The organism is Amycolatopsis sp. CA-128772 (assembly GCF_002904295.1).
In the GTDB taxonomy this organism is placed as follows: Bacteria; Actinomycetota; Actinomycetes; order Mycobacteriales; family Pseudonocardiaceae; genus Amycolatopsis.
In genome coordinates this window covers 34,711-58,795 of record NZ_PPHG01000075.1, presented here as the reverse complement: position 1 = coordinate 58,795, position 24,085 = coordinate 34,711, and the positions used below count along the sequence as shown (strand labels likewise).

The following is a 24,085-nucleotide window of genomic DNA, read 5'->3' as shown; positions in this document are numbered from 1 at the left end:
TTCAGTGCACTTCAACCCTTACGGCGGGCCGGCCGCCCTCGTGGCCGCCGACCTGGTCAACGCCGGGTCCGCGAGCGAGCTCCTCGACGGCATGGTCCGCAACGGTATGTCCATTGCGGCCCTGACCAGCGAGGAAGAAGCGCGGATCGGCGCGTGGGCCCACCGCCTGCGGCCGGTGTTCGCCGCCGACCCCGCGGACCGCCCGGACCTGGTCAACGCCCTGCTGGCCGCGGCGGCGTGCCGCCCGTCGATCACCACCCACGACGGCAAGCCGCCCCACCTGCACTACTCGGCGGAGGACGCCGGCCCGGTCGGCCGGGTCCGCGCGTACACCGCGGGCGGGCTCGCCCACCTCGTCTGCGAGGCCCCCGACCGCCTGGGCATCTGCAGCCGCGAAGGCTGCGAAACGGCGTACGTCGACACCTCGCGCAACGGCCGCCGCCGGTTCTGCTCGACGCGCTGCGCAACCCGGGTGCACGTCGCCGACCACCGCGCCCGGCAGCTCAGCGCCTGAGCTTCCGGGCCCGCCACGCGAACACCGTCGGCGTGGGCGCGCCGCCTTCGGCGAACCGCTCGAACACCAGGCCCGCGTCGAGCACCGCCTCCAGCAACGCGGGCAGCGGCAGGTGGGTGGCCCCGACCTTGTCCGGCAGCCCCTGGTCGGTCCAGGACTCCGTGGTCCAGCCGGGTTCCCGGTAACCGGGCCGGATGACGACGGCCCGGCCGTCGCTGCGGTCGGCGAAGCCCCCGCAGAAGCACGGGTGCACACCGACGTGCACGAACACCCCGCCGGGCGCCAGCACCCGGGCGGCCTCGCGCAGCACCACCGGGTAGCCGGGCATGTCGGTGTGGACCATGATCGCGACGACGGCGGGCAGCACCCCGGTGGCGACCGGCAAGGCGGTGGCATCACCCCGCACGACGGGCAACCGCCCGGCGGCGTGCCGCAGCATCCCGGCGGAGACATCGACCCCCAGCGGCGTGCGGCCGAGCTCGCGGATCCGCCCGGCGTGGGCGCCGGTGCCGCAGCCGAGTTCGAGGCACGGCCCGGTGCCGAGCCCGAGCAGCTCCCGCAGGGTGGGCCCGAACTCCAGCGGATCGGCCCGCCAGGTGGGAACGAGCGTGGATTCGTACCAGTCGGCGATCGCGTCGTAGGCGGTCACCCTTCCCGTGTACCGGGGCCGGGGCGGGGCGGTCCACGGGTTTTGCGGTGGGCGGAACTGGCCGGTGGCCGCGGTCGGCTGCGTGGCGGTGCTGCCTACACTGGACACATGAGCAAGCGCTTAGTGACGTTGGGGGACTCGTTCACCGAGGGCGTCGGTGACGACGATCCCGCCGCTGCGAACGGGGTGCGCGGGTGGGCCGATCGGGTGGCCGAGCAGCTCGCCGGCCGGGAGCCCGGGTTCCGGTACGCCAACCTCGCGATCCGGGGCAAGCTGCTGCCGCAGGTCCTCGGCGAGCAGCTCGAGCCCGCGCTGGCCATGGAGCCCGACCTCATCACCCTCTACGCCGGCGGCAACGACCTGATGCGGCCGAAGGTCGACATCGACGGGCTGATGGTCGACTACGAAGCCGCCGTCGCGAAGATCCGGGCCACCGGGGCCCGGCTGGTGCTGTTCACCGGTGTCGACGGGGTCGAGGACGCCCTCTTCCGCAGGATGCGCGGCCGGGTCGCCATCTACAACGAGTTCGTCCGCGCCATCGCCGTCCGCCACGACGCGCTGCTGGTGGACATGTGGGCGATGCGGCAGCTGCGCGACCGGCGGCTGTGGGCGCCGGACCGGCTGCACCTCAACGCCTACGGCCACACCGAGGTCGCCATCGCCGTGCTGGCCGCGCTCGGTGTCGAACACCCGCTGGCCGCCACCGAGCTGGGGCCGCGCGAGGTGCTCAGTCCCGCCGCGCGCCGCAGCCGGAACCTGAAGTGGGCGCAGGAACACGCGCTGCCGTGGGTAGGGCGGCGGCTGCGGGGCGAGTCCTCCGGCGACACGCTCACCGCGAAGCGCCCGGCACTGGCGCCGGTCGAGTCAGCGGCGGTCCCCCGCTGACGGGCGGAGGCCGTCGAAGAGGATCGCCACGGCCCGGTCGCGCAGGGGCGCGTCCGGGCTCGCGTACTCCGCGGCCCGGGCCACCCCGATGATCACCGGGACGAGCTCGCCGACGACCAGGTCGCCGCGGACCGCGCCGGCTTCCTGCGCCCGCGACAGCAGCACGCCGAGGGCCGACATCAGCCGGGCACCGATGTCGGACTTCGCCACCGGGACCGTCACCCCCGCCGCGGTGAGGGCCTCGAAGTAGGCGTTCTTCGCGCTCGACATCTCCACCCAGCTGCCGAGGAACGAGAAGAACGCGGCCCCCGGTTCCGCGGACTCCGCCGCGACGGCCGCCTCGGCCTCGTCGACGAACCGGCTCAGCCGGGCGAAGAGCACCGCTTCGAGCAGCGCCTCCTTCGTCGGGAAGTGCCGGAACACCGTGCCGATGCCGACGCCGGCGACGCGCGCGACCTCCTCGGTGGGGGCGCCGGTGCCCTTGGCGGCGAACACGCGCTCGGCCGCCTCCAGCACGCGCGCCCGGTTGCGCCGGGCGTCGGCGCGCAGCGGTTTCGGCTCGGCGGGGTCAGCGGCGGCGGGGGGCACCAGCCGATCGTACTGCGCCGAGCAGCGCCGATCCGGCCACCGGCACGCCGAATGGCTTGGTGGCAACGGTTACGTGCGGCCCGGGGCGGGATCGGGCAGCGTGTCCAGCAGCCGGGCCAGCGCCCGCGGCACGTGGGAGCGCCAGCCGCCGCCCATGATCCGCCGCGAGACGCGCTGGAACTCGTCGTCCGGGTCGAACCCTTCGTGGCTGAGGAACAGCCGGGTGCCGGTGCCTTCGGGGACCAGCCGCCAGGTGACCGTCCACTGCGGACCCCAGCGGACGCTGAGCTTGCGCTCGGGCTCGACCTCGAGCACCTCACACGCCACCGGGCCGCCGGCGAACCCGGCCGCCGGCACCGGCTCGGCCAGCAGCTCGAACCGGTGCCCCACCACGGGTGCGATGTCGTTGGGCATGCTGATCCAGCGCTCCAGGAGGTCCGGCTCGGTCAGCGCGCGCCACACCTTGCGGGCCGGGTGGGCGAGGAACTGGTCGACGTGGATCGCGGTCGGGTCCTCGGTCACAGGTCTTCCTCTTCGTCCAGCAGGTCACGCAGGTTGGCGAGCTTGGTGCGCCAGAAGCGCTCGTACGGGGTCAGCCAGTCCGCGACCTCTTCCAGCGGGGCCGCGTCGAGCCGGTAGACGCGGTTGCGGCCCTGGCGCTGCTCGCTGACCAGGCCCGCCTCCCGCAGCACCCGCAGGTGTTCGGAGAGGCTGGGCCGGGCCATCGCGAACCGCTCGGCGATCGCGCCGGCGGCCATCGGGCCGTCGAGCAGCAGCCGCAGCACTTCGCGCCGCGCCGGGCTGGCGAGAGCGGCGAAGACGTCGTCGTTGACCGGCATCAGCGCGGCACGGCGCCGAAGTCCGACGGCTCGAGCAGGCCGAGGGCGTGGCCGTCGAGGTCGGTGAACGACGTCGCCCGGCCCCACGGCCGCACCTGCGGCTCGGCGACCTCGACCCCGGCCGCCCGCAGTGCGGCGACGTCGGCGTCGAGGTCGGGGGTCTGCAGCTGGAAGTGCTGCGGCCCGCCGCCGCTGCCGGTGACCTGCTGGCCGGTCAGGACGACGCCGGTCTTGGCCCCCTTCGGCGCGACCATCACGAACCGGCCGCCCTCGGGCGTGCGGCGGTCGACGAGCGCTTCGAAGCCGAGCTTGCCGACGGAGAAGTCCCGCGCCCGGGCGTGGTCGGCGACGGGCAGGGTCAGGAACTGCACGTGGGTGATCGCCATGCACCGGACATCACGTAGGAGATCTCCTACGCGTCAAGGGGGTCGCCGATCCAGCGTTCGAGGGCCACCCGCAGGGCTTTGCGCTCCGTGTCGTCCGGCGTGGCCGAGCTGGAGGCCCAGGCCACGTACCCGTCGGGCCGGATCAGCAGCGCGGTCACGTCGTCCGGCCCCATGCCGGGGACGAGGTCGACCCGGTCGCGCCAGCCGCGCAGCTCGTCACCGAGGGAGCCGGTGAAGTCCAGCAGCAGCGGCCGGGCGGTGCGGGTCAGCTCGGCGAGCCGGGTCCCGTCGGCCAGCACGAGGTCCGGAGCCCAGCGGCCGTCCAGCGGGTGGTCGGTGGCCGGTGTGTACCGGACGTCGGCGCCGGACATGAGGTCCGCGATGTGCTGCACCGTGCTCGGCAGCCGCAACAGCTCGCCGAACAACTCGCGCAGCGCCGTGACGTCGCCGCCCGGGACGATGAGCGCGGACTGGGCCTGGGTGTGCATGACCACGCGCTCGGCGACCGGACGGCGTTCGCTCCCGTAGGTGTCGAGCAGGCCCGCCGGCGCCCGGCCCCGCAGCGTGGCGGCGAGCTTCCAGCCGAGACCGACGGCGTCCTGCAGGCCGAGGTTGAGGCCGGGGCCGCCGATCGCGGAGTGGACGTGCGCGGCGTCGCCGACCAGCAGAACGCGCCCTTCGCGGAACTTCTCGGCCAGCCGCGTGTTGCGCCCGCGCAGCCGCCGCAGCAGGTGCGGCCCCGGCCCCTCCGGCTCGCCGATCGGCAGGTCGAACCCGAGGACGCGCCGGATGCTCGCGCGCACCTCGTCGAGGGACATCGGCGGTTCGTCGTCGGACCCGGCGTCGTCGGTCCACTCCATCGCGGTGACGAGGGTGCCCGCCGGGAACGGCGCGTAGGCGAACAGGCCGGTTTCGGTGCGGTAGTGGAAGAACGGCGGGATCACGCCGCGGCCCGGTATCCGCAGCCCACCGGACTCGGGGTCGACGAACTCCGCCGGCACGGTCGCGTTCGCGGAGTGGGAGACGGTGCGATCTTCGGTGACACCGGGGAAGCCGATGCCGGCGAGCTTGCGGGTGACGCTGCGGCCGCCGTCGGCGCCGACGTGGTACCGGGTCTGCAGCCGGTAGGGCCCGTCGGGACCGGTGACCTCGAGGGTGACCGCGTCGGCGTCCTGGGTGAGGCCGGTGAGCTCGTGCCCGCGCCGGATCTCGACGCCGAGTTCGGCGGCGCGTTCCTCGAGCACCGCCGCGATGCGGCGTTGCGGCACGCCGAGGACGTGGAGCGGATTGCGCTCGGCGAGGGTGAGGTCCAGGTGCATCGCGCCGAAGACGAAGCCCGGCACGGGCGGCCCGATCGGCCCGGCGAGGCGTTCGTGCAGGCCGCGGCGGTCGAGGAGGCGGACGACCTGGCCGACGAGGCCGTTGGCGCGGTTTTCGGTGGTCGGCTCGGGCAGCCGCTCCAAGACCAGGGGCCGGATCCCGGCGAGGGCGAGTTCGCAGGCGAGCATGAGGCCGTTGGGGCCGGCTCCGGCGATGACGACGTCTTCCATGGCGGAACTCCTTGCGGGGGGCGGGAAAATGGGCATGCCGAAGAAGCCCGGCGTACGCGGGCGCGGTCCGGCGGGGTCTAGCGCGGGTCGGGCAGGCCGGCGGCGAGCCGGCCGAACACGTCCCGCAGGATGGCTTCGAGGGACTGCGACGGCTCGGCGACGAGCCACTGCTGGGTGACGACGTTGAGCGCGGCGCCAACGACACCGGCGACGAGCCGCGGGTAGACGTCCCGGCCGACGTCGGTGCCGGTGCGTTCGGCGACGACGAGCGCGAACTCGGCTTCGGCCGCCGCGCCGGCCTTCTGGAACTCGCCCTGCAGCGTGGGTTCGGCGACCATCAGCCGCAGTCCTTCGACCCACGTCTGGTCGGGCACCCGCGTGTCGGGTACCGGCTCGCCGAGGGCGAACCCCTCGAGCGCGGCCTGGGTGATCGCGTCCCAGATCGGCTCGCCGGCGGGCCGGGCGCGCAGCGCGGCGGCGATCGCCCGGGCCCGGTCGTGGTGGCGGGCCACGATGGCCTCGCCCTTACTGCCGAAGTAGTTGCTGAAGGTCCGGGTGGACACCCCGGCTTCGGCGGCGATGTCCTCGACCCGGACGTTGTCGAGCCCGCGTTCGACGGTCAGCCGGATCGCCGCCCAGCTCAGCGCGATGCGCGTTTCGTGCTTCTTGCGCTCCCGGAGGCCGGCGCGGTCGGTGTCCATGGCTTCACCGTACCGAAGTTTGCCGAATGTGCAAAGTTGCTTAGTCGGCAAGTTTTGTGGCTGATGCGTGGCCGAGGAAGGCCGCCTACCGGGCCTTGGGTGCGGCCGTGCACGTACGTGGTCCGCAGCCGCCGGGCGCGTCCGGTTTTCCCGGCCCTCCGTCACGCACCGGACGAGAACCGGGTCATCGATCGCCGAAACCACCGTCGGGCGTCACACTGTTGTGTGACATCGGTCACCGGAGGTGTTGCGAGATGGTTCTGGGCGACAACAGCGTCACTCACAAGACGGCACCGGACAGCAGAGTGCAAGTACGGCGGGCGGCGCTGGCGAGCGCCATCGGCACGACGATCGAGTGGTACGACTTCTTCCTCTACAACACCGCGGCAGCCTTGGTCTTCCCGCACCTGTTCTTCCCCGCGTCGAGCGCGTACGCCGGGGCCATGCAGTCGTTCGCCACCTACGCGGTCGGCTTCGCCGCGCGGCCGGTCGGGGCCGCGATCTTCGGGCACTGGGGTGACCGGATCGGGCGGAAGGCGACGCTGATCGTCACGCTGCTGCTGATGGGCATCTCCTCCGGCGTGGTCGGGATGCTGCCCGGGACCTCGGCGATCGGGATCGCCGCCCCGCTGCTCCTGGTACTGCTGCGGCTGGTGCAGGGCATCGCCATCGGCGGTGAGTGGAGCGGCTCGGTGCTGCTCGCGATGGAGTGGGGTGACCAGCGCAAACGTGGGCTGCTCGGCAGTTTCGCGCAGATCGGCGTCCCGGTCGGGCTGGTGCTGGGCACCGGCGGGATGACGCTGCTGTCGGCGACGCTCTCCCCCGCCGCCTTCGACTCCTGGGGCTGGCGGATCCCGTTCCTGCTCAGCCTGGTGCTGGTCGCGGTCGGCCTGGTGATCCGGCTGAAGATCCTCGAGACGCCGATGTTCGCGAAGCTCGTCGAGAACCGGCAGACCGCCCGCACGCCGGTGCTCGACGCGATCCGGCACCACTGGCGGGAGATCCTGCTCTCGGCCGGCGTCCGGTTCAGCGAGCAGATGCCGTTCTACCTGTTCACCAGCTACGTGCTGATCTACGTCGTGTCGCGCCACGAGTTCAGCAAGACCTTCGTGCTCAACGCGGTCCTCGTCGGCGCCGCCTGCGAACTGGCGCTGATCCCGCTGTTCTCGTCCTTGTCGGACACCTTCGGCCGCAAGCGGGTCTACCTGTGCGGGGCGGCGCTGACCGGGGTGATCGCGTTCCCGTACTTCACGATCCTGGCGCACGGCAGCCACGCGCTGGTGTTCGTCGCGGTCGTCGTGTCGTTCGTCCCGCACGCCCTGCAGTACGGCCCGCAGGCGGCGCTGATCGGCGAGAGCTTCCCGACGCACCTGCGCTACGGCGGCGCCGGGCTCGGCTACCAGCTGGCGTCGGTGTTCGCGGGCGGGCCGGCGCCGCTGCTGGCGACGTGGCTGCTGCACACGACGGGGACGCCGTACGCGATCTCCGGCTACATCATCCTGTCCGCCGTGGTCTCCGTGCTGTGCGTGATCTTCCTGAAGGACCGGTCCCAAGCGGACATCGACGACGTCGCCGTCTACCAGCGCACCTGAAGAAGCCGTAAAGCCGTGAAGGCCACCTCGATGAACTCGAGGTGGCCTTCACGGTCGGTCGGGGTCAGCGGCGGGGACCCTGGGGGCCGCCGAACGGGGGCTGCTGCGGGAACGGCCCGGTGCCCGGGTTCTGCTGCTGCGGGCCGCCGAACTGGCCCGGCGGCGGCGCCTGCGGCGGCGGGCCCTGGTACTGGCCGCCCGGGGGCGGGCCGGCCGGGGCCTGCGGCTGGGGCAGGGCGGGCTGGCCGCTCTGCGGCGTCGGCGGCTGCTGCTGCGGTGACGGCGTGACCTCGGTGCCGCGGTCCTCGTCGGCCGCCGGTTCGGCCTGCGGCTGGGCCGGGCGCGGGATCGACGGCCGCGCGGGCGGCGAGGACGGTGCCCCGATCGCCGGGACCTCCTTGCGCGCCACCGCTTCCGCGGCCGCGACGGCCTCGGCGACCTTCGGGTCGCTCTTGGTCTCGAACCAGCTGGAGACCTCGTCGTCCTCGAGGTCGGGCTTGTCCGGGACGTCGTCCTCCTTCGGCGGCTCGTACCGGAAGACGCCGTCGTCGCCGGGGGCGCCGAGCGCGCGGGCGAAGCCTTCGAGGGCCTTGCCGTAGTCGCTGGGAATCATCCAGACCTTGTTGGCGTCGCCCTGCGCCATCTGCGGCAGCGTCTGCAGGTACTGGTAGGCCAGCACCTCCGGGGTCGGGCGGCCGGCCTTGATCGCGGCGAACACCTTCTCGATCGCCTTCGCCTGGCCCTGCGCCTGCAGGTAGCGCGCGGCCCGTTCACCCTGGGCCCGCAGGATGCGGGACTGCCGCTCGGCCTCGGCGGCGAGGATGGTCGCCTGGCGGGCACCTTCGGCGGAGAGGATCTGGCTCTGCTTCTGGCCTTCCGCGGTCTTGATGGCGGACTCCCGCTGGCCTTCCGCGGTGAGGATCATGGCGCGCTTCTCGCGGTCGGCACGCATCTGCTTCTCCATCGAGTCCTGGATGGAGGGCGGCGGGTCGATCGCCTTCAGCTCGACGCGGCTCACGCGGATGCCCCAGCGGCCGGTCGCTTCGTCCAGCACGCCGCGCAGCTGGGTGTTGATCGAGTCGCGGGAGGTCAGGGTCTGCTCGAGGCTCATGCCACCGACCACGTTGCGCAGCGTGGTCGTGGTCAGCTGCTCGACACCGACGATGTAGTTGGAGATCTCGTACACCGCGGCGCGCGAGTCGGTGACCTGGAAGTACACGACCGTGTCGATCGACACGGTCAGGTTGTCTTCGGTGATCACCGGCTGCGGCGGGAACGAAACGACCTGCTCGCGCAGGTCGATGCGGGCGCGCACCTTGTCCAGGAACGGCACGAGGATGTTGAGGCCGGGCGAGGCGACCGTGCGGAACCGGCCGAGCCGCTCGATCACGGCCGACTGCGCCTGCGGCACCACCATGACCGCCTTGGCTATCGTGATGATCACGAGCAAGGCCAAGGCTATGACCAGGCCGATCACAAATCCGGTCAAGAGAATTTCCCCTTACCTAGTACCATTCTTGCGCGGTTGACGGCGTTGCGGGTGCCGCGGGCGAGCGCACCGCGAGCTTGAAGTCCTTCGCGGTGATGCCCCAGCGGCCGGTGGTGTCGTGCAGGACTGTCCACACTGTACGGTGCAGGTCCCCCGGCGCGGTGACGGCGCGCTCGGCCGTGGTCAGGCCGGCCTCCTGCCGCAGCGCGGTGCGGGTGAGCTGGTCGATCGCCAGCGCCGGGTTCGCGATCTCGTAGGCGGCCAGGCGCGGGTCGGTCACCGCGAAGGTGATCTCGAACCCGATGCGGACCTCCTGCCCGTCGCCGGCCCGGACGCCGTGGGGCGGGCAGGACAGGATCTGCTCGCCGAGGTCGACGCGGGCCCGGACCCGGTCGGCGAACGGGAGCACGAAGTGGCGGCCGGGGCCGAGCACGGTGCGGAACTTCCCGCCGCGTTCGATCACCGCGGCGTGGCCCTCGCGGACGGTGACGAGTCCCAGGCTCACGGCTCGGCCGACACGACGGCGGTGGCGCCGGAGATCTCGACGACGGTGACCGGTGTGCCGGGCGCGATCGGCGGGAGGTGCTCCCCCAGGCTGCGGGCCGACCAGACGTCGCCGGCCAGCTTCACCCGGCCCGTCTCGGCGTCTACTGTGGACACGACGACGGCGCGGGCGCCGATCAGCGCGTCGATGCCGGTGTGGTGGGCCGGCCCGGACAGCAGGCGCCGCTTGAGCGCGGGCCGGACCAGCAGGAGCATGCCGACGGAGGCGACGGCGAACACGGCGACGTCGATGAAGACGTTCCCGGTGAGCACCTCGGCCCCCGCGCCGAACAGCGCGGCGACGCCCAGCATGATCAGCACGAAGTCGCCGGAGACGACTTCGGCGATCATCAGGGCGATGCCGACGATCAACCAGACCAGTGCCCAAGCCATGGCTTCATGCTCTCAGATCGCGCCGGTTCGCACCGGCACAGTGACGGGACGTAACCTTCGCGTGACCTTGGACATTCCGGACATTCAGCCCTCTTCCGCCGGTTCGGTGACGAAGTCGATGAGCCGTTCCACGGCCCCGATGAGCGGGGTCTCGAGGTCGCGGAAACTGCTCACCCCGCTGAGGACACGTTGCCAGCCTTCGAAAGGTTGCCCCCAGCCGAGCGCGTCGCAGATGCCCTGCTTCCATTCGGTGCCGCGGGGGATCTTCGGCCACGCCGCGATGCCGACGGCCTCCGGGCGCACGGCCTCCCAGACGTCGATGTAGGGGTGGCCGGTGACCAGCACGTTCTCGTCCCGGACAGCCTCGACCAGCCGCGATTCCTTGCTGCCGGGCACCAGGTGGTCGACGAGCACACCCAGCCGACGCGTGGAGCCGAACTCGGCGATCCGGTCGGCGAGCACGTCCACGCCGTCGAGCGGTTCGACGACCACGCCTTCGACCCGCAGGTCGTGGCCCCACACGCGTTCGACGAGCTCGGCGTCGTGCTTGCCCTCCACCCAGATGCGCGAGTCGCGGGCCACACGGGCCTTCAAACCTTCGACGCGCACCGAACCGGACGCCGAGATCTGCCGGGCCGGTACCTTCGCCGGGGCCCGGTACGGCACGAGGGTGACCGGCTTGCCAGCCAGCAGGAACCCGGCCGGGTTGAGCGGGAACACGCGGTGGCGGCCCTTGGCGTCTTCGAGCACGACGTTGCCGTACTCGATCTTCACCACGGCGCCGCAGTAGCCGCTGGCCGGGTCCTCGACGACCAGGCCGGGTTCGGCGGGGACCTCCGGCACCTTCTTGCGGCGGCGGCCGGCGAGTACGTCGTCATAGGAGTGGGAGCGCACGACCTGGGAACCTAGTGCGCGCGGCCGCCCGGGCGGGTCATGCCACGCCGGTCAGCGGGCCATCTCCAGCAGGACGTCGGTGAACGGGGTGCGCTCGCCACGCCGCAGCGGTGCGTGGGCGGCCAGGGGCGCCAGCGCGGCGCACCACGCGCGGGCTCGTCCGGCGTCGAGGCCGGGCAGGTGGGGGCGCAGTGCCTCGATGCCGTCGTCGAGCGTGCCGCCCGCGGCCAGCGGCAGGTAGAGCCAGTCGGCGAGGTCGAAGGCCGGGTCGCCGACGCTCGGCCGCGGGTCGATGGCGACCGGGCCGCGGCGGGGGCCGGCGTCGAGGACGTTGCCCGGGTGCAGGTCGCCGTGGACGACCGCCACCGGGCCGTCCGCGGCCAGGGCCAGTGCCCGGTCGCGGGCCCGTGCGAGCACCCCGGGGGTCAGGTATGGCTCGGCGGCCGAGCCCGGGACGGTGCGCTCGGTGATGTCGAACATGAAGCTCACGCGGTCGGTCAGCGGCGGCAGGTCGGACGGCAGCGCCACGCTGTGCAGCTGGGCGAGCAGCGCGCCGATCTCCGGCCACGGGACCGGCCGGCCGCGCAGTTCGGTGCCGGGCACGAGACCTTCGAGCAGGATTGCGCCGGCGTCCAGGTCGGTGTCCAGCACCTGCACGGCCCGCCAGCAGCCCTGCCACGCCCGCAGTCCGGCGAACTCCAGCCGGGCGACTTCGGGGTCCGGGGTGAGCTTGAGGACCTGGAGGTCGCCGCCGGGGCCGGTGCACAGCAGGGTGCGGCCGGTGTTGCCGGGCCGCGTCTCGCGGACGGTCAGTCCCCACTTCGCGCTCAGGCGGGCGACGAGGTCCGGGAGACCGTCGCACCACGGCTCGGCCAGCACCGCGCCGAAGCGGCCGATCAGCCGGGCGCGGGCCGCGTCGTCGATCAGCACAGCGCTCATCAGAACAGCGGCCACGGGATGGCGCGCCAGTCGTCGCCCGGTTCGGGGAAGGTGCCTTCGGCCAGCAGCAGGTCGGTGCGGTCGGCCAGGGCCCGGAGCTCGGCCTTGGTGATGTGCTCGGCGAGGGTCCTGCCGAGGCCGCCGTCGATCTCCGAGCGCAGCTTGCGCAGCTTCTCGACGGTGTCGGGGGGCACCGGCTCGCCGATCCAGCCCCACAGGACGGTCCGCAGCTTCGGGTCGGTGTGCAGGCAGATGCCGTGGTCGACGCCGTAGACGCGGCCGTCGACGCCGGGCAGCAGGTGCCCGCCCTTGCGGTCGGTGTTGTTGACCACGATGTCGAGCACGGCGAGGTCGCGCAGGCCCGGGTGGCTCGCGTGGGCGAGTACCGCGGGTTCGCCGAGCCGGTCGTGGGCGTGCAGCACCGGGCGCCAGCCGTCGGGGACGTCGTCCGGCGGCAGGACTTCCACCAGGTCGTCCTCGGTGGTTTCCACCCACAGCTGGACCATCCCGGGGCCGAACGGGCCGTCGCGCAGCACGGTCGGCGGGATGGCGCCGATGCCGGTCGTGTCGGCGATGATCGCGGTGGCGACCTCGCGCCCGGCGAGGGTGCCGTCGGGGAAGTCCCACAGCGGCCGCTCCCCCGACACCGGCTTGTACACGACCCGGCCGGTGACGCCGTCGAGCTCGATGGCGCAGAACAGCGTGACGTTGGAGGCGTCCACGAGCCGGCCTTCGACGTCGATGCGGCCGTGGGTGACGAGCTCGCGGGAGGCGGGGTCGGCCGGGGCGGGGGTCATCGTCAGTCTTCGCCCGCGTCGGTCTCGCGCCGGTAGCCGTTCTGCCGGGGGCAGATGTGCCCGGCCGGGTCGAGCGGCTCGCCGCAGAGCGGGCACGGCTTGCGCCCGGCGTTGACGACGCGGTCGGCGCGCTCGGCGAAGGCGCGGGCGGCGGCCGGGCTGAGGAAGACGCGGACCGCGTCCGGGCCCTCCTCGGTGTCGTCGAGCACGACGGTTTCGTCGACCTCGCCCTCGGTGATGGCGAGCAGCTCGATGACGACCGCGCTGCTGTCGGCGTCCCAGCCGAGGCCCATGGTGCCGACGCGGAACTCCTCCTCGACCGGGACCGTGAGCGGGTCGAGGTCGACGAGGTCGTCGGGCGCGTCGTCGGGGACGTCGGCGCCGAACCGGCTGGCGACCTCCTCCAGGAGCGAGCTCAGCCGTTCCGCGAGGACGACGACCTGCTGTTTTTCGATGGTGACGCTGATGATGCGCACGTCCTCCGACGCCTGGAGGTAGAACGTGCGATCGCCGGGCTCGCCGACGGTGCCGGCGACGAACCGATCCGGCTGGCGGAAGACGTGGATTACGCGAGACATAGCACTGACGACCCTAGGCCACCGGCGCATGATCGGCATCCGCCGCCCCTGCTTCGCGGGGCCGCTAGCCTCGGGGGGTGTCTCGGATCTCCCCGTACGGAACCTGGTCGTCCCCCATCACCGCCGCCGACGTGGCCGCCGCCGGTGGCGGCCCGCAGTGGCTCGACGTCGTCGGCGAAGAGGTGTGGTGGGCCGAGGCGCGACCCGGTGAACAGGGGCGGGTCGCGCTGGTCCGGGCGGTGCCGGGCGGTACCGAGGACGTAGTGGCCGCCCCGTGGAACGTCCGCAACCGGCTGCACGAGTACGGCGGCCGGCCGTGGGCGGCCGTGGACGGTGCCGTGGTGTTCACGCACTGGGCCGATCAGCGCGTGTACGCGCAGAGCGAAACCGGCGTGGTGCCGCTCACCCCGTTGCCGGCCGAACCGCAGGGCGTCCGCTACGGCGATCTGCGGGCCGGGCGGCCGGGTGAGGTGTGGGCGGTGCGGGAGCGCAGCACCGGGCCGCGGCCCACCGACGTCGAGCGGGACCTGGTGGCGATCGCCGTGGACGGCGGCGGCGAGCGGGTCCTGGCCGCGAGCCACCACTTCCTGACCGTGCCGAAGCTGTCTCCGGACGGGCGGCACGCGGCGTGGTTCGGCTGGGACCACCCGCTGATGCCGTGGGACGGCACCGAGCTGTGTGTGGCTCCCGTGGCCGGGGACGGGTCGTTCGGGCCGCACCGGGTGCTGGCCGGCGGCGCGGACGTCGCCGTCTGCCAGGTCGAGTGGGAGACGCCGTCGGCGGTGCTGGCGGTGCTGGACCCGGACGGCTGGTGGAACCTGCACCGGATCGGCCTGGACGGGCCGGTGGTGAACCTCGCGCCGGTGGAGCGGGAGCTGGGCGGGCCGTTGTGGAAGCCCGGGTCGCGGTGGTTCGCGCCGCTGGGCGGCGGGCGGCACGCGGTGCTCGCGTCGGGGCGGCTGGCGGTGCTCGACGAGGCGGACGGCTCGGTCACCACGGTGGCGGACGAGCTGACGGCGTGGTCGTCGACCGCGTTCACCGCGCTGGGCGGCACGGTGGTGGGGGTCGCGGGCGGACCGGCCCGGGAACCGGCGGTGGTGCGGGTTTCGCTCGACGGCGGGGTCACCGACCTGACGCCGCAGCCGGAGCTGCCGGCGGCGTACCTGCCGGTGCCGCAGGAGCGGGTGTTCACCACGGCCGAGGGCGAGACCGTGCCGGTGGTGCTGTACCCGCCGCGGAACCCGGACTTCTCGGCGCCCGAGGGCGAGCGGCCGCCGTTGCTGGTGCACGTCCACGGCGGCCCGACCGGGCAGTACCTGCCGGCGCTGGACCTGGACATCGCGTACTTCACCAGCCGCGGCATCGGCGTGGCGGCGGTGAACTACGGCGGATCGACGGGGTTCGGGCGCGCCTACCGCGAGCGGCTGCGGGAGCAGTGGGGCGTGGTGGACGTGGCCGACTGCGTCGCGGTGGCCGAGGCGCTGGTGGCGGCCGGGCTGGCCGACGGCGACCGGCTGGGGATCCGCGGGGGCAGCGCGGGAGGGTTCACCGCGGCGGCGTCGCTGACGACGACGAAGACCTACCGGGCGGGCACGGTGATGTTCCCGGTGCTGGACCTGGCCGGGTGGACCGGCACCGAGGGCGATACGCACGACTTCGAGTCGCGGTACCTGGACGGACTGGTGGGGCCGCTGCCGGAGGCCCGGCAGCGGTACGTGGAGCGTTCACCGCTGGCGAACGCCGGGGCGCTGGCCGGGCCGGTGCTGTTCCAGCAGGGCCTGGAGGACCGGATCTGCCCGCCGGAGCAGGCGGACCGGTTCGTGGCCGGGCTGGCCGGACGCGGGATCCCGTACGCCTACCAGCGGTTCCCCGGGGAGCAGCACGGGTTCCGGCAGGCCGCGACGATCGTGGCGGCGCTGGAAGCCGAGCTGTCGTTCTACGGTCAGGCGTTCGGGTTCGGCACGCCGGGTGTGGCGCGGCTGGAGCTGTCGCGGTGAGGCCGCCGCGGTTGCGGGCCGGGGACACGGTGGCGCTGGTGGCGCCGGCCGGACCGGTGCCGGCGGATCTGGTGGAGAAGGCGCTGCCGGTGCTGCGCGGCTGGGGAGTGGAGGTGCGGGTCGGGCCGTGCGTGCGTTCGTCGCCCGGGTCACCGCCGTACCTGTCCGCGCCGGACACGGCGCGAGCGGCGGAGTTCACCGAGGCGTGGCTGGATCCCGGCGTGCGGTGCGTCATGGCCGCGCGGGGCGGCTACGGCGGGCAGCGGATGCTGGACCTGGTGGACTGGGCGGCGCTGCGGGCGGCGGGCCCGAAGGTGCTGGCCGGGTCGTCGGACATCACCGCGCTGCACCGGGCGGTGGACGTCCACCTGGGACTGTCCAGTTTGTTCTGCCCGATGCCGGCGAGCGTGCTGTTCGACGGCTTCGCGCAGGAGCACCTGCGGCGGTCGCTGTTCGAGCCGGAGCGCACCCTGGTGGTCCGCGGCGGTGCGGCGCTGGTGGCGGGCCGGGCGTCGGGGCGGTTGACGGGCGGCAACCTGTCGCTGCTGGCGGCCGGGCTCGGGACGCCGGAGCAGGGGTCGGCGCGGGATGCGGTGGTGCTGCTGGAGGACGTGACCGAAAGCGTGTACCGGCTGGACCGGATGCTCACGCAGTTGCTGCGCAGCGGCTGGTTCGCGGGGGTGCGCGGGATCGTGCTGGGGTCGTGGGCGGCGTGCGGTGACCCGGCGGAGATCCGGGCGCTGGTGCTGGAGCGGCTGGGGCCGCTGGGGGTGCCGCTGGTGGAGGAGTTCGGGTTCGGGCACGTGGCGTCGTCGCCGACGTTGCCGCTGGGCGTGCCGGTGACGCTGGACGCGGACCTGGGGACGTTGACGTTCGACGCCCCGGCGCTGACGTGACGCCGGAAGAGGCCCGCGAGCGGTTCACGGCGGCGCGGGTCGCGCGGCTGGCGACGGTGTCGGCTTCAGGGGTGCCGCACCTGGTGCCGGTGACGTTCGCGGTGCGCGGCGACGTGGTGGTGTTCGCGGTGGACCACAAACCGAAGACGACGGTGGCGTTGCGGCGGCTGCGGAACATCGCGGAGAACCCGGCGGTGTGCTTCCTGGCCGACGGCTACGCCGAGGATTGGTCCCGGCTGTGGTGGGCCCGCGCGGACGGCGTCGCGCGGGTGGAGGCGCCGGGCGCCGAGCCGGTGTCGTGGCTGGTGGCGAAGTACGAGCAGTACGCCGAGCGGCCGCCGGAGCACGCGGTGGTGGTCACGGACGTGCACACGTGGAGCGGCTGGGCCGGGAGCTAGGGCGTGTCTGACAAAGGCTTCGGCTGGTGGCTGAGATGGTGCCGAGCGTGTCGCGGGTTCAGTTGCTCTCCGACGATCAGCGGGCCTTGACCGAGGACCTGCTGCCCGCCCGCACCGGCAAACAAGGACGACCGTTCTCCGATGCCAGGTCGATGGTCGAAGGGATCATCTACCGCGGTCGCAACGTCGTCGAGCGACGGTTCACCCTGCTCGAACAATGGCGTGGTCTGGCCACACGCTACGACAAGCTCGCCATCGTCCACCGATCAGCGGTCGTCCTCCATGCCGCCATCACCTGGAGCGGCTGGGCCGGGAGCTAGTCGCGCAGGAACTTCTCCGGGCGGCGCCACGCGTCGATGATGCCCAGCGGGTCCGGGCGCAGCAGGGACGCCGCCGAGTACAGGCTGGCCAGGACGACGCCGGCGATGAACCACCAGTCGTACAGGGCCTGCTCGCCGGTCGGGTAGTACACCAGCGTCACGAACACCGAGACCGCCACCACGACGGCCAGGTGCCGGGGTTGCCACTTGAACGCCGACAGCAGGACGAAACCCCAGGTCAGGTACCACGGCAGGGTCGGCGGCATGAGGATCGCCACCGCCAGCAGGGAAATCCCGGCCCGGTAGACCGCCTCGGTGCCGCCGCCGCGGCCGAGCCACCACTGGCGGATGCCGATGGCGATCAGCAGGAGCATGCCGGCCGCGCGGGCGACCGTGACGAACGGCGAGACCTGGACGTCCACGATCAGGTGGACCAGGTTGTAGAACACCTCGCCGATGCCGGTGGGGATGTTGAGCCAGTTCGCGATGAGCTGCGGGGCCTTCAGCCCGGACCACCAGCCCAGGTTCAGCGAACCCAGCGAGATCCAGGTGCCGGCGACGAACACCGGGAGGAACAGCCCGACCGAGGCGGCGCCGGCGCGCAGGAAGTTGCGGACCTTCGACTCGCCGGTGAGGTGGTTGGCCCAGATCCAGACCAGGAACGGCAGCGCGATCGCCGCGGTGGGCTTGATCAGCATGCCGATCGTGACCAGGACGACCGCGGCGACGTGCTTGCGTTCCAGGGCGGCGAGAACGCCGATGGTGAGGAACGCGAGCATCATCAGGTCGTTGTGCGGGCCGCCGAAGAGGTGGATGACCATCATCGGGCTGGCCACCGCCAGCCACAGCGCGACCGGGAGCTTGCCGCCGAGGTGCTTGACCAGCCGCGGCAGCGCCCACAGCGTGCCCGCCAGCCCCACCAGCAGCACCACGCGCATGAGGATGACGCCGAGGATCATGTTGTCGCCGGTGGTGGCGACCACGCCCTTGGAGATGAGCAGGAACAGCGGCCCGTACGGGGCCGGGGTGGTCTGCCAGAGCGGGTGGACGTTCTGCACGACGTTCGGCAGCACGTCGAGCTCGGCGGGACCGTTGGCGTACGGGTCGAGCCCGTAGAGCAGCTGGGCGCCCTGGCCGAGGTAGGAGAAGACGTCGCGGGTGAACAGCGGCGGCGAGACCAGCAGCGGCGCCATCCAGCAGCCGGCCGCGATCAGGACGGGGCGGCTGCCGACGCGGCCGAGCAGCACGTAGCGGCCAAGCCGGACCCAGGCCCACACCACGAGGCCGAAGCCGGTGTAGAGGACGGCGTTGGCGAGCATGCGGCCGTGGCCGTAGCGGACCCAGGACAGCGGGCCGTGGCCGAGCACCGGGTCGGAGATCAGGATGCCGCCGGCGCCGAGCGCGGCGATCATCAGCAACGTGCTGCCGACCGTGCCCATCGCGATCGTGCGGTACGGGAATCGCGAAGGCACGCGAAGCCGCTCGGCCAGTCCGGCCGAGGGCGTCTGTGCGGGGTCGGTGGTGGTCGCCATTTCCGTTCGGAGATTACACACCGCGCTCGTCCGGGGTTTCCGCAGTATCAGGTTCCGACGGTGCGGCGCTGGGCGGTGCCGCCCGGCAGGGCGGCCAGCAGGGACTTCGTGTACTCGTGCTGCGGGTCGAGCAGGACCTGCTCGACGGTCCCGGTTTCGACGAGCTCGCCGCGGTACATCACGGCGACGCGGTCGGCGATGTTCCAGGCCAGGCCCAGGTCGTGGGTGATCACCAGGGCCGCGAGGCCGAGTTCCCGGCGCAGCCGCAGCAGCAGCCCGAGGATTTCGCCGCGCACGGACGCGTCGAGCGAGGCGACCGGTTCGTCGGCCACCACCACCGACGGTTCGAGGGCCAGCGCGCCGGCGATGACGACGCGCTGGCGCTGGCCGCCGGAGAGCTGGTGCGGGAGCCGGTCGGCGTACTTCTCCGCCGGCCGCAGTTCCGCGGCTTCCAGGGCCCGGTGGACGACCGCGCGCTCGTCGGCGAGCCGGTGGATCCGCGGGCCCTCGGCGACGGCCTCGTACACCGTGTGGGCCGGGTTGAGCGCACTGGTGGGGTCCTGCAGGACGAGCTGGACCTGCCGGCGGTAGGCCTTGAGGCCCGCGCCGGACGCCGGCACCGGTTTCCCGGCGTAGCGGACCACGCCGGAGTCGGGCTTCTGCAGGCCGAGCAGGGTACGGGCGAGGGTGGTCTTGCCGGAGCCGGACTGCCCGACCAGGGCGACGACCTCGTCGCGGGCCACCGTGAGGTCGACCCCGGCGACGGCGTCGATGCGCTTGCCGGTGCGGTCGCGGAAGGACACCCGCAGGTTCTCCGCGGCCAGCAGCGGCTCCCCCACCGCCCTTTCCGGCGGTTCGGGCGGCAACGGCGTGCTGGTGGCCGGGGCGAAGCGCGACACCGGGTCGCCGACGGTCGGGAAGGCCGCGGCCAGCGCCCGGGTGTGGTCGTGCTTCGGCGAGCCCATCACCTCGGCGCTCGGGCCCTCTTCGACGATCTGCCCGTCGTACATGACGGCGATGCGTTCGCAGGTGGCGGCGAGCACGGACAGGTCGTGGCTGATCATGATCAGCCCGATGCGCTGTTCGGCGACCAGCCGGGTGAGCAGGGCGAGGACCTGGGCCTGGACGATGACGTCGAGGGCGGTGGTCGGTTCGTCGGCGATGATCAGCCGGGGCGAGCAGGCCAGCGCCATGGCGATCATGACGCGCTGCTTCTGCCCGCCGGAGAGCTCGTGGGGGTAGGCGCCGGCCCGGCTCGGGGGCAGGTCGACCTGGGTGAGCAGTTCGGCGACCCGGGCGTCGACCTCGGCGTCGGTGCGGGCCTTGCCTGCCTCCGGGTGCAGCCGCAGCGGTTCGGCGATCTGCTCGCCGATCTTGCGGACCGGGTTGAGCGCGTGCATGGCGCCCTGGAACACCACCGACGCCTCGGCCCAGCGGACCGCGCGCAGCCGGCCCCACTTCATGATGGTGACGTCTTCGCCGTCGAGGGAGATTTCGCCGGTGATCTTCGCGGTGCGCGGCAGCAGGCGCAGCACGCTCATCGCGACGGTGGACTTGCCCGAGCCGGATTCCCCGGCGACACCGAGGGTGCCGCCGGGTTCGAGGGTGAGGTCCACGCCGCGGACGGCGGGGACGTCGGTGTCCCCCACCGCGTAGGTGACGGTGAGGCCGGTGAGCTGCAGCAGCGGGGTGGTCACTTCTTCAACCTCGGGTTGAACACGGTCTCCAGGCCCCGGCCGACCAGGGTGAAGAAGAGGACGACGAGGACGATGGCGATGCCGGGCGGGAGCACGTTCCACCAGGCGCCGCGGCTGATGGCGCCGTTGTTGAGCGCGTTCTCCAGCACCAGGCCCCAGGTGATGGAGTTGGGGTCGCCGACGCCGAGGAAGGACAGGGTCGCGTCGGCGATGACGGCGTTGCCGACCACCAGGGTCGTGTTGGCCAGCACCAGCGGCATCACGCCGGGCAGGACGTGCCGGCCGATGATGTGCAGGTGGCCGCCGCCGAGGGCGTGGGCGCGCTCGATGTAGGGACGGCTTTCGATGGTCAGCGTCTGGGCCCGGACGAGCCGGGCGGTGCTGGGCCAGGCGGTGAGGCCGATCGCGATGATGATCGTGCCGACGCCCTTGGGCAGCACCGCCGACAGCGCGATCGCGAGGATCAGCGAGGGCAGGACCAGGAAGAAGTCGGTGAACCGCAGCAGGGTGGCCGACACCCAGCCGCCGAAGTGGGCGGCGGTGATGCCGATCAGGGTGCCGATGACGACCGACAGCAGCGCGGCGGAAAACCCGACGAGCAGGGAGATCCGGGTGCCCCAGACGGTCATCAGCAGCACCGACCGGCCGAAGTTTTCGGTGCCGAGCCAGAACTCGGCGTCCGGCGGGGCCAGCGGCTGCCCGGTGGCCTTGGTGACGTCGAGGCCGGTCTGGTCGCTGATCAGCGGCAGCAGCAGGGCCACGAGCACGGTGGCGCCGAGCAGGACGAGCCCGGCGAGCGCGGCCCGCTGGCCGGCGAACTCGCGCCAGGTCCTGCTCAGCGACGCGCGGCGGCGGGCCCAGGCGATCTGCCGGGGTGTCTCGGCGGTGGTCATGAGGTACGCACCCTGGGGTCGAGCACGCGGTAGAGCAGTTCCGCGAGCAGGTTCATCAGCACGACCGCGCTCGCCAGCACGGTGAAGACGCCTTGGAGCACCGGCAGGTCGGGTCCGTGCAGGGCGTCGTAGGTCAGCTGGCCGAGGCCGGGCCAGCTGAACACGGCTTCGACGGTGACCGCGCCGGCCAGCACCGAGCCGAACTGCATGAACACCAGCGTGGTGGTCGGCAGGAGGGCGTTGGGGACGGCGTGGCGGCGGCGGACGAGGTCGTCGCGCAGGCCCTTGGCGCGGGCGGTGGTGAGGTAGTCGGCGTTCATCTCCCCCAGCAGCGACGACCGCATGATCAGCATGTACTGGGCGTAGAACACCGCCAGCAGCGTCACGCACGGCAGCACCAGGTGGTGCAGGACGTCGAGGGTCTGGGACAGGAAGTCCGGAGCGGCGTCCGGTGAGTGCATGCCGCGGCTGGGGAACAACCCGTTGGTCACCACGAGCAGCATCAGGCCGAGCCAGAACTGCGGGACCGACCACAGGGTCAGCGCGAGCCCGGTCTGGCTGCGGTCGAAGAAGCTGTCGCGGCGCCAGGCGGCGCGGATGCCCAGCCACAGGCCGATGACCACGGCGAGCAGGGTGGCGCTGCCGACGAGCAGGATGGTCGGCCACAGGCGTTCGCCGATCATGTCGGCGACCGGGCGGCCGTTGTTGAGCAGCCGGGATTCGCCGAGGTCGCCGTGCAACAGGTCCCGGAAGTAGTTGCCGAACTGGACGAGGAGGGGCTTGTCGAGGCCCATCTTCTCGCGCAGTTCGGCGATCTGCTGGGGGCTGGTGACGCGCTCGCGGGTCATCGCCGCGGCCGGGTCGCCGGGCAGCATCCGGAACAGGAAGAAGAACAGCACGATCACCAGCAGGACGCTGGTCACGGCTTCGACGAGCTTCGTGAGCACGAACCGGGCGGTGCCGGTCCCGCCGCGGTGCTCGCCGGGATCGGCGAGCACCGCGGCCTGTTCGGGGGCGGTCATGGTTATTCGCGGTCCTCCGCCGACTTGCCGCGGCGGCCGAGCATGATGCCGCCGCCGACGAGGACGACCACGACGACCGCGCCGATGACGATCCACAGCACCGTGTTGCCGCTGCCGCTGTCGGCCGTGTTCGTGGTGCCGGCCGGGGTGGCGCCGTAGACGCCCCAGTAGCCGGTCTGCTCGAGGATGGCGCCCTTGGGCTGCGGCTGGGTGGTGAAGCCGGAGAACTTGTCGGAGCGGTAGGCCTCGAGGGCGTTCTGGTAGTCCAGCACGATGGTCGGGACCTGGCTGTAGAGGCGGGCCTGGGCCTGCTTGACGTAGCCGGCGCGCTGGGCGTCGTCGGTTTCGGTGAGCTGCTTCTTGTAGAGCTCGTCGTAGGCGGCGTCGCAGAAGAAGGTGTCGGTGCTGCCGCCCTTGGCGTCCGGGGTGGGGCGCGCGGCGCAGGTGTGCAGCGAGAGCGCGTAGTCCGGGTCGGGGTTGGTGCCGTAACCGCCGATGGCGAGGTCGTACTTGCCGGTGGAGGTGCGGTCGGACAGCTCGTCGTCGGAGACCAGGTCCTGCTTGACGGTGACGCCGATGTCCTTGAGCCAGCCGGTGACGTACTGGGCGACGCCCTGGTCGTAGCTGCGGTTGGCGTGCCCGGTCAGGCGCAGCTCCAGCTTCGCGCCGCCGGGGGCGGTGCGGACGCCGTCGGGGCCCTTCTTGTAGCCGGCCTGTTCGAGGGTGGTGTTGGCGGCGGCGAGGTCGAACTTGATGCGCTCGGCGTCGCTGGGGTCCCAGTGGTAGGCGGCGTAGACGGCGGGCACGACGCCGCCGCCGACCTGGCCGAGGCCCTTGAGCACCTTGTCCACGATGGTCTTGGTGTCCACCGCCTGGGCGATCGCCTTGCGGACGGGGAGGTCCTTGAGGACGGGGTTGCCGTCGCCGATCGGGTTGTTGGCGTTGTCGGTGACGCCGAAGTTGAGCGCCAGCTCGTCGTAGCGGCGGCCGGGGGCGGCGTTGGTGGTGATGCCCTGCTGGCCCTGCAGCGCGGCGAACTGGTTGGGGTTGAGCCGGTTGATGACGTCGACTTCGCCCTGCTTGAGCGCGTTGACCGCGGCCTCGGTGTCCTTGAACTGCAGCAGCTGCAGCTCGTCGACCTTCGGCGCGCCGCGCCAGTAGTCCTTGTTGGCCTTGAACTTGACGTACTCGTTGGGCTTGTACTCGGTGACCTGGAAGGGGCCGTCGGAGACGCCGGCGACGGCGAGGGTGTCGGTCTGGGGGGACTTGAGGTCCTTGACCGGTTCCCAGATGTGCTGGGGCACGATCGGCACGTCGAGCAGGTTCATGTTGACCTGCACGGTCTTGGTCTTGATGACGAGCGTGGTGTCGTCGGGGGCGGTGACCGTCTCGAAGTTGGCCACGTAGTTGCCGTTGGCGGTGCGGGCGTTCTCGTCGGTGAGCATGCGGTTGAAGGTGTAGGCCGCGTCCTTGGCGGTCACCGGCTGCCCGTCGCTCCACTTGACGCCGCTGCGGATCTTGAACGTCCAGGTCAGCTTGTCCGCCGACGGGGTCCACGACTCGGCGAGCGCGGGCGAGGCTTCGGCCTTCGCCGCGTCCGGGACGGTGAGGAACTCGAAGGTGAACCGGCCGATCTGGGTGGAGGCCGACAGCACGGCGGTGAAGGGGTTGAGGTGGTCGATGCCGGTGGTGAGCGCCACCCGCAGCACCTTGGCCTGCTGGGCGTGCGCGGGAACGGCGAGCGGGATCGCCGCGAGTGTCGCGGCCGCGACGACCGCGCCCACGCGGGCGAACCGCCCGCATCTGCGTTGGAACTGCACCGAAAACCACCCCATCGTTCGCTTGTGAGCCTCCCCGAAGACGAGAAGTAACCACATGTCGGGACAACTGCGCAATATGTTGCCGCCCCGCCGAGTGCCCGATCGTTATCGATCCATTCGCGATCACGCACCGTGACATCCGGAAGGGGGCATTCCGCGTCCGGAGGCGCCGC

The 24,085-nt window shown here is 72.4% G+C and carries 26 protein-coding genes; 7 read left to right on the top strand and 19 right to left on the bottom strand.

The genetic code is table 11. From position 1 onward, the window contains the following. Window positions 1-4: 4 nt before the first annotated feature. Window positions 5-514 (top strand): CGNR zinc finger domain-containing protein, encoded by a 510-nt coding sequence (locus tag C2L59_RS28995; protein WP_103352703.1) that lies wholly within the window; start codon window positions 5-7, stop codon window positions 512-514. On the opposite strand, the gene C2L59_RS28990 is transcribed toward C2L59_RS28995, so the two are convergent. Continuing rightward, window positions 504-1,163 carry a class I SAM-dependent methyltransferase gene (locus C2L59_RS28990; protein WP_103352702.1) on the bottom strand — a complete coding sequence of 220 codons (660 nt, stop codon included), beginning with the start codon at window positions 1,161-1,163 and terminating at the stop codon, window positions 504-506. The two genes, C2L59_RS28995 and C2L59_RS28990, sit on opposite strands and share 11 nt — an antisense overlap. A 108-nt stretch (window positions 1,164-1,271) precedes the next feature. Here C2L59_RS28990 and C2L59_RS28985 point away from each other — a divergent pair, with 108 nt between their 5' ends. Further along, window positions 1,272-2,048, top strand: a complete 777-nt coding sequence (locus C2L59_RS28985) for an SGNH/GDSL hydrolase family protein (RefSeq protein WP_199199304.1) — start codon at window positions 1,272-1,274, stop codon at window positions 2,046-2,048. On the opposite strand, the gene C2L59_RS28980 is transcribed toward C2L59_RS28985, so the two are convergent. From C2L59_RS28980 to C2L59_RS28955, 6 genes are all read right to left on the bottom strand, one after another. After that, a complete protein-coding gene (locus C2L59_RS28980; RefSeq protein WP_199199320.1) occupies window positions 2,028-2,639 on the bottom strand; it encodes a TetR/AcrR family transcriptional regulator in 612 nt (203 codons plus the stop codon). The genes C2L59_RS28985 and C2L59_RS28980 overlap by 21 nt on opposite strands. Window positions 2,640-2,705: 66 nt before the next feature. Further along, window positions 2,706-3,158 carry an SRPBCC domain-containing protein gene (locus C2L59_RS28975; RefSeq protein ID WP_103352699.1) on the bottom strand — a complete coding sequence of 151 codons (453 nt, stop codon included), beginning with the start codon at window positions 3,156-3,158 and terminating at the stop codon, window positions 2,706-2,708. Then, complete coding sequence (locus C2L59_RS28970) at window positions 3,155-3,475, bottom strand: metalloregulator ArsR/SmtB family transcription factor (protein ID WP_103352698.1); 321 nt, start codon at window positions 3,473-3,475, stop codon at window positions 3,155-3,157. Before C2L59_RS28970 ends, C2L59_RS28975 begins: the two co-directional genes overlap by 4 nt. Then, the gene (locus C2L59_RS28965; protein ID WP_103352697.1) at window positions 3,475-3,861 is read right to left on the bottom strand and encodes a VOC family protein; all 387 of its coding nucleotides are present in this window, start codon (window positions 3,859-3,861) and stop codon (window positions 3,475-3,477) included. Before C2L59_RS28965 ends, C2L59_RS28970 begins: the two co-directional genes overlap by 1 nt. 26 nt (window positions 3,862-3,887) lie before the next feature. Further along, window positions 3,888-5,411 (bottom strand): FAD-dependent monooxygenase, encoded by a 1,524-nt coding sequence (locus C2L59_RS28960; RefSeq protein WP_103352696.1) that lies wholly within the window; start codon window positions 5,409-5,411, stop codon window positions 3,888-3,890. Between the two features lie 77 nt (window positions 5,412-5,488). Further along, entirely contained in the window at window positions 5,489-6,112 is a 624-nt protein-coding gene (locus C2L59_RS28955) for a TetR family transcriptional regulator (protein ID WP_103352695.1), read from the bottom strand. A gap of 254 nt (window positions 6,113-6,366) precedes the next feature. Here C2L59_RS28955 and C2L59_RS28950 point away from each other — a divergent pair, with 254 nt between their 5' ends. Next, window positions 6,367-7,704 (top strand): MFS transporter, encoded by a 1,338-nt coding sequence (locus tag C2L59_RS28950; protein WP_103352694.1) that lies wholly within the window; start codon window positions 6,367-6,369, stop codon window positions 7,702-7,704. 64 nt (window positions 7,705-7,768) lie between these two features. Here C2L59_RS28950 and C2L59_RS28945 read toward each other — a convergent pair whose 3' ends face one another. The 7 genes from C2L59_RS28945 to C2L59_RS28915 all read right to left on the bottom strand — a co-directional run bounded on the left by C2L59_RS28945 (window position 7,769) and on the right by C2L59_RS28915 (window position 13,337). Next, window positions 7,769-9,121 carry an SPFH domain-containing protein gene (locus C2L59_RS28945; RefSeq protein ID WP_370444793.1) on the bottom strand — a complete coding sequence of 451 codons (1,353 nt, stop codon included), beginning with the start codon at window positions 9,119-9,121 and terminating at the stop codon, window positions 7,769-7,771. A gap of 88 nt (window positions 9,122-9,209) precedes the next feature. Then, a complete protein-coding gene (locus tag C2L59_RS28940) occupies window positions 9,210-9,698 on the bottom strand; it encodes an SPFH domain-containing protein (protein ID WP_103352692.1) in 489 nt (162 codons plus the stop codon). Then, window positions 9,695-10,129, bottom strand: a complete 435-nt coding sequence (locus C2L59_RS28935) for an NfeD family protein (protein ID WP_103352691.1) — start codon at window positions 10,127-10,129, stop codon at window positions 9,695-9,697. The genes C2L59_RS28940 and C2L59_RS28935 overlap by 4 nt, the downstream gene beginning before the upstream one ends. Before the next feature lie 84 nt (window positions 10,130-10,213). Beyond that, window positions 10,214-11,023 (bottom strand): DUF3097 domain-containing protein, encoded by an 810-nt coding sequence (locus C2L59_RS28930; RefSeq protein ID WP_103352690.1) that lies wholly within the window; start codon window positions 11,021-11,023, stop codon window positions 10,214-10,216. Between the two features lie 51 nt (window positions 11,024-11,074). Continuing rightward, window positions 11,075-11,962 (bottom strand): aminoglycoside phosphotransferase family protein, encoded by an 888-nt coding sequence (locus tag C2L59_RS28925; RefSeq protein WP_103352689.1) that lies wholly within the window; start codon window positions 11,960-11,962, stop codon window positions 11,075-11,077. Further along, window positions 11,962-12,759, bottom strand: coding sequence for an SCO1664 family protein (locus C2L59_RS28920; protein WP_103352688.1), 798 nt, complete (start codon window positions 12,757-12,759; stop codon window positions 11,962-11,964). The genes C2L59_RS28925 and C2L59_RS28920 overlap by 1 nt, the downstream gene beginning before the upstream one ends. Window positions 12,760-12,761: 2 nt before the next feature. Further along, window positions 12,762-13,337: a DUF3090 domain-containing protein gene (locus C2L59_RS28915; protein WP_103352687.1), complete on the bottom strand. Its 576-nt coding sequence runs from the start codon at window positions 13,335-13,337 to the stop codon at window positions 12,762-12,764. A 77-nt stretch (window positions 13,338-13,414) separates the two neighbouring features. Here C2L59_RS28915 and C2L59_RS28910 point away from each other — a divergent pair, with 77 nt between their 5' ends. From C2L59_RS28910 to C2L59_RS48240, 4 genes are read left to right on the top strand one after another with little or no spacing between them, the layout of a single operon-like run. After that, entirely contained in the window at window positions 13,415-15,334 is a 1,920-nt protein-coding gene (locus C2L59_RS28910; protein WP_103352686.1) for a prolyl oligopeptidase family serine peptidase, read from the top strand. Next, complete coding sequence (locus tag C2L59_RS28905) at window positions 15,331-16,230, top strand: LD-carboxypeptidase (RefSeq protein ID WP_103352685.1); 900 nt, start codon at window positions 15,331-15,333, stop codon at window positions 16,228-16,230. The genes C2L59_RS28910 and C2L59_RS28905 overlap by 4 nt, the downstream gene beginning before the upstream one ends. Then, window positions 16,227-16,628 carry a TIGR03668 family PPOX class F420-dependent oxidoreductase gene (locus tag C2L59_RS28900; protein WP_103352684.1) on the top strand — a complete coding sequence of 134 codons (402 nt, stop codon included), beginning with the start codon at window positions 16,227-16,229 and terminating at the stop codon, window positions 16,626-16,628. The genes C2L59_RS28905 and C2L59_RS28900 overlap by 4 nt, the downstream gene beginning before the upstream one ends. Window positions 16,629-16,663: 35 nt before the next feature. Continuing rightward, complete coding sequence (locus C2L59_RS48240) at window positions 16,664-16,948, top strand: transposase (protein ID WP_370444792.1); 285 nt, start codon at window positions 16,664-16,666, stop codon at window positions 16,946-16,948. On the opposite strand, the gene mptB is transcribed toward C2L59_RS48240, so the two are convergent. From mptB to C2L59_RS28870, 5 genes are read right to left on the bottom strand one after another with little or no spacing between them, the layout of a single operon-like run. Beyond that, window positions 16,945-18,480 carry a polyprenol phosphomannose-dependent alpha 1,6 mannosyltransferase MptB gene (gene mptB / locus C2L59_RS28890; protein ID WP_103352683.1) on the bottom strand — a complete coding sequence of 512 codons (1,536 nt, stop codon included), beginning with the start codon at window positions 18,478-18,480 and terminating at the stop codon, window positions 16,945-16,947. The genes C2L59_RS48240 and mptB overlap by 4 nt on opposite strands. Window positions 18,481-18,527: 47 nt before the next feature. Continuing rightward, window positions 18,528-20,177 carry an ABC transporter ATP-binding protein gene (gene nikE / locus C2L59_RS28885; RefSeq protein ID WP_103352682.1) on the bottom strand — a complete coding sequence of 550 codons (1,650 nt, stop codon included), beginning with the start codon at window positions 20,175-20,177 and terminating at the stop codon, window positions 18,528-18,530. Then, window positions 20,174-21,070, bottom strand: coding sequence for an ABC transporter permease (locus C2L59_RS28880; RefSeq protein ID WP_103352681.1), 897 nt, complete (start codon window positions 21,068-21,070; stop codon window positions 20,174-20,176). Before C2L59_RS28880 ends, nikE begins: the two co-directional genes overlap by 4 nt. Further along, window positions 21,067-22,092, bottom strand: coding sequence for an ABC transporter permease (locus C2L59_RS28875; RefSeq protein WP_103352680.1), 1,026 nt, complete (start codon window positions 22,090-22,092; stop codon window positions 21,067-21,069). The genes C2L59_RS28880 and C2L59_RS28875 overlap by 4 nt, the downstream gene beginning before the upstream one ends. A 2-nt stretch (window positions 22,093-22,094) precedes the next feature. After that, complete coding sequence (locus tag C2L59_RS28870; protein ID WP_103352679.1) at window positions 22,095-23,927, bottom strand: ABC transporter substrate-binding protein; 1,833 nt, start codon at window positions 23,925-23,927, stop codon at window positions 22,095-22,097. Window positions 23,928-24,085: the final 158 nt, after the last annotated feature.

Coding starts and splice junctions, on each gene's coding strand:
- C2L59_RS28920 (WP_103352688.1), bottom strand. CDS start 12,759: ATGACCCCCGCCCCGGCCGACCCCGCCTCCCGCGAGCTCGTCACCCAC.
- C2L59_RS28915 (WP_103352687.1), bottom strand. CDS start 13,337: ATGTCTCGCGTAATCCACGTCTTCCGCCAGCCGGATCGGTTCGTCGCC.
- C2L59_RS28985 (WP_199199304.1), top strand. CDS start 1,272: ATGAGCAAGCGCTTAGTGACGTTGGGGGACTCGTTCACCGAGGGCGTC.
- C2L59_RS28965 (WP_103352697.1), bottom strand. CDS start 3,861: ATGGCGATCACCCACGTGCAGTTCCTGACCCTGCCCGTCGCCGACCAC.
- C2L59_RS28955 (WP_103352695.1), bottom strand. CDS start 6,112: ATGGACACCGACCGCGCCGGCCTCCGGGAGCGCAAGAAGCACGAAACG.
- C2L59_RS28925 (WP_103352689.1), bottom strand. CDS start 11,962: ATGAGCGCTGTGCTGATCGACGACGCGGCCCGCGCCCGGCTGATCGGC.
- C2L59_RS28945 (WP_370444793.1), bottom strand. CDS start 9,121: ATGGTGGTGCCGCAGGCGCAGTCGGCCGTGATCGAGCGGCTCGGCCGG.
- C2L59_RS28880 (WP_103352681.1), bottom strand. CDS start 21,070: ATGACCACCGCCGAGACACCCCGGCAGATCGCCTGGGCCCGCCGCCGC.
- C2L59_RS48240 (WP_370444792.1), top strand. CDS start 16,664: ATGGTGCCGAGCGTGTCGCGGGTTCAGTTGCTCTCCGACGATCAGCGG.
- C2L59_RS28970 (WP_103352698.1), bottom strand. CDS start 3,475: ATGCCGGTCAACGACGACGTCTTCGCCGCTCTCGCCAGCCCGGCGCGG.
- C2L59_RS28870 (WP_103352679.1), bottom strand. CDS start 23,927: ATGGGGTGGTTTTCGGTGCAGTTCCAACGCAGATGCGGGCGGTTCGCC.
- C2L59_RS28960 (WP_103352696.1), bottom strand. CDS start 5,411: ATGGAAGACGTCGTCATCGCCGGAGCCGGCCCCAACGGCCTCATGCTC.
- mptB (WP_103352683.1), bottom strand. CDS start 18,480: ATGGCGACCACCACCGACCCCGCACAGACGCCCTCGGCCGGACTGGCC.
- C2L59_RS28935 (WP_103352691.1), bottom strand. CDS start 10,129: ATGGCTTGGGCACTGGTCTGGTTGATCGTCGGCATCGCCCTGATGATC.
- C2L59_RS28875 (WP_103352680.1), bottom strand. CDS start 22,092: ATGACCGCCCCCGAACAGGCCGCGGTGCTCGCCGATCCCGGCGAGCAC.
- C2L59_RS28950 (WP_103352694.1), top strand. CDS start 6,367: ATGGTTCTGGGCGACAACAGCGTCACTCACAAGACGGCACCGGACAGC.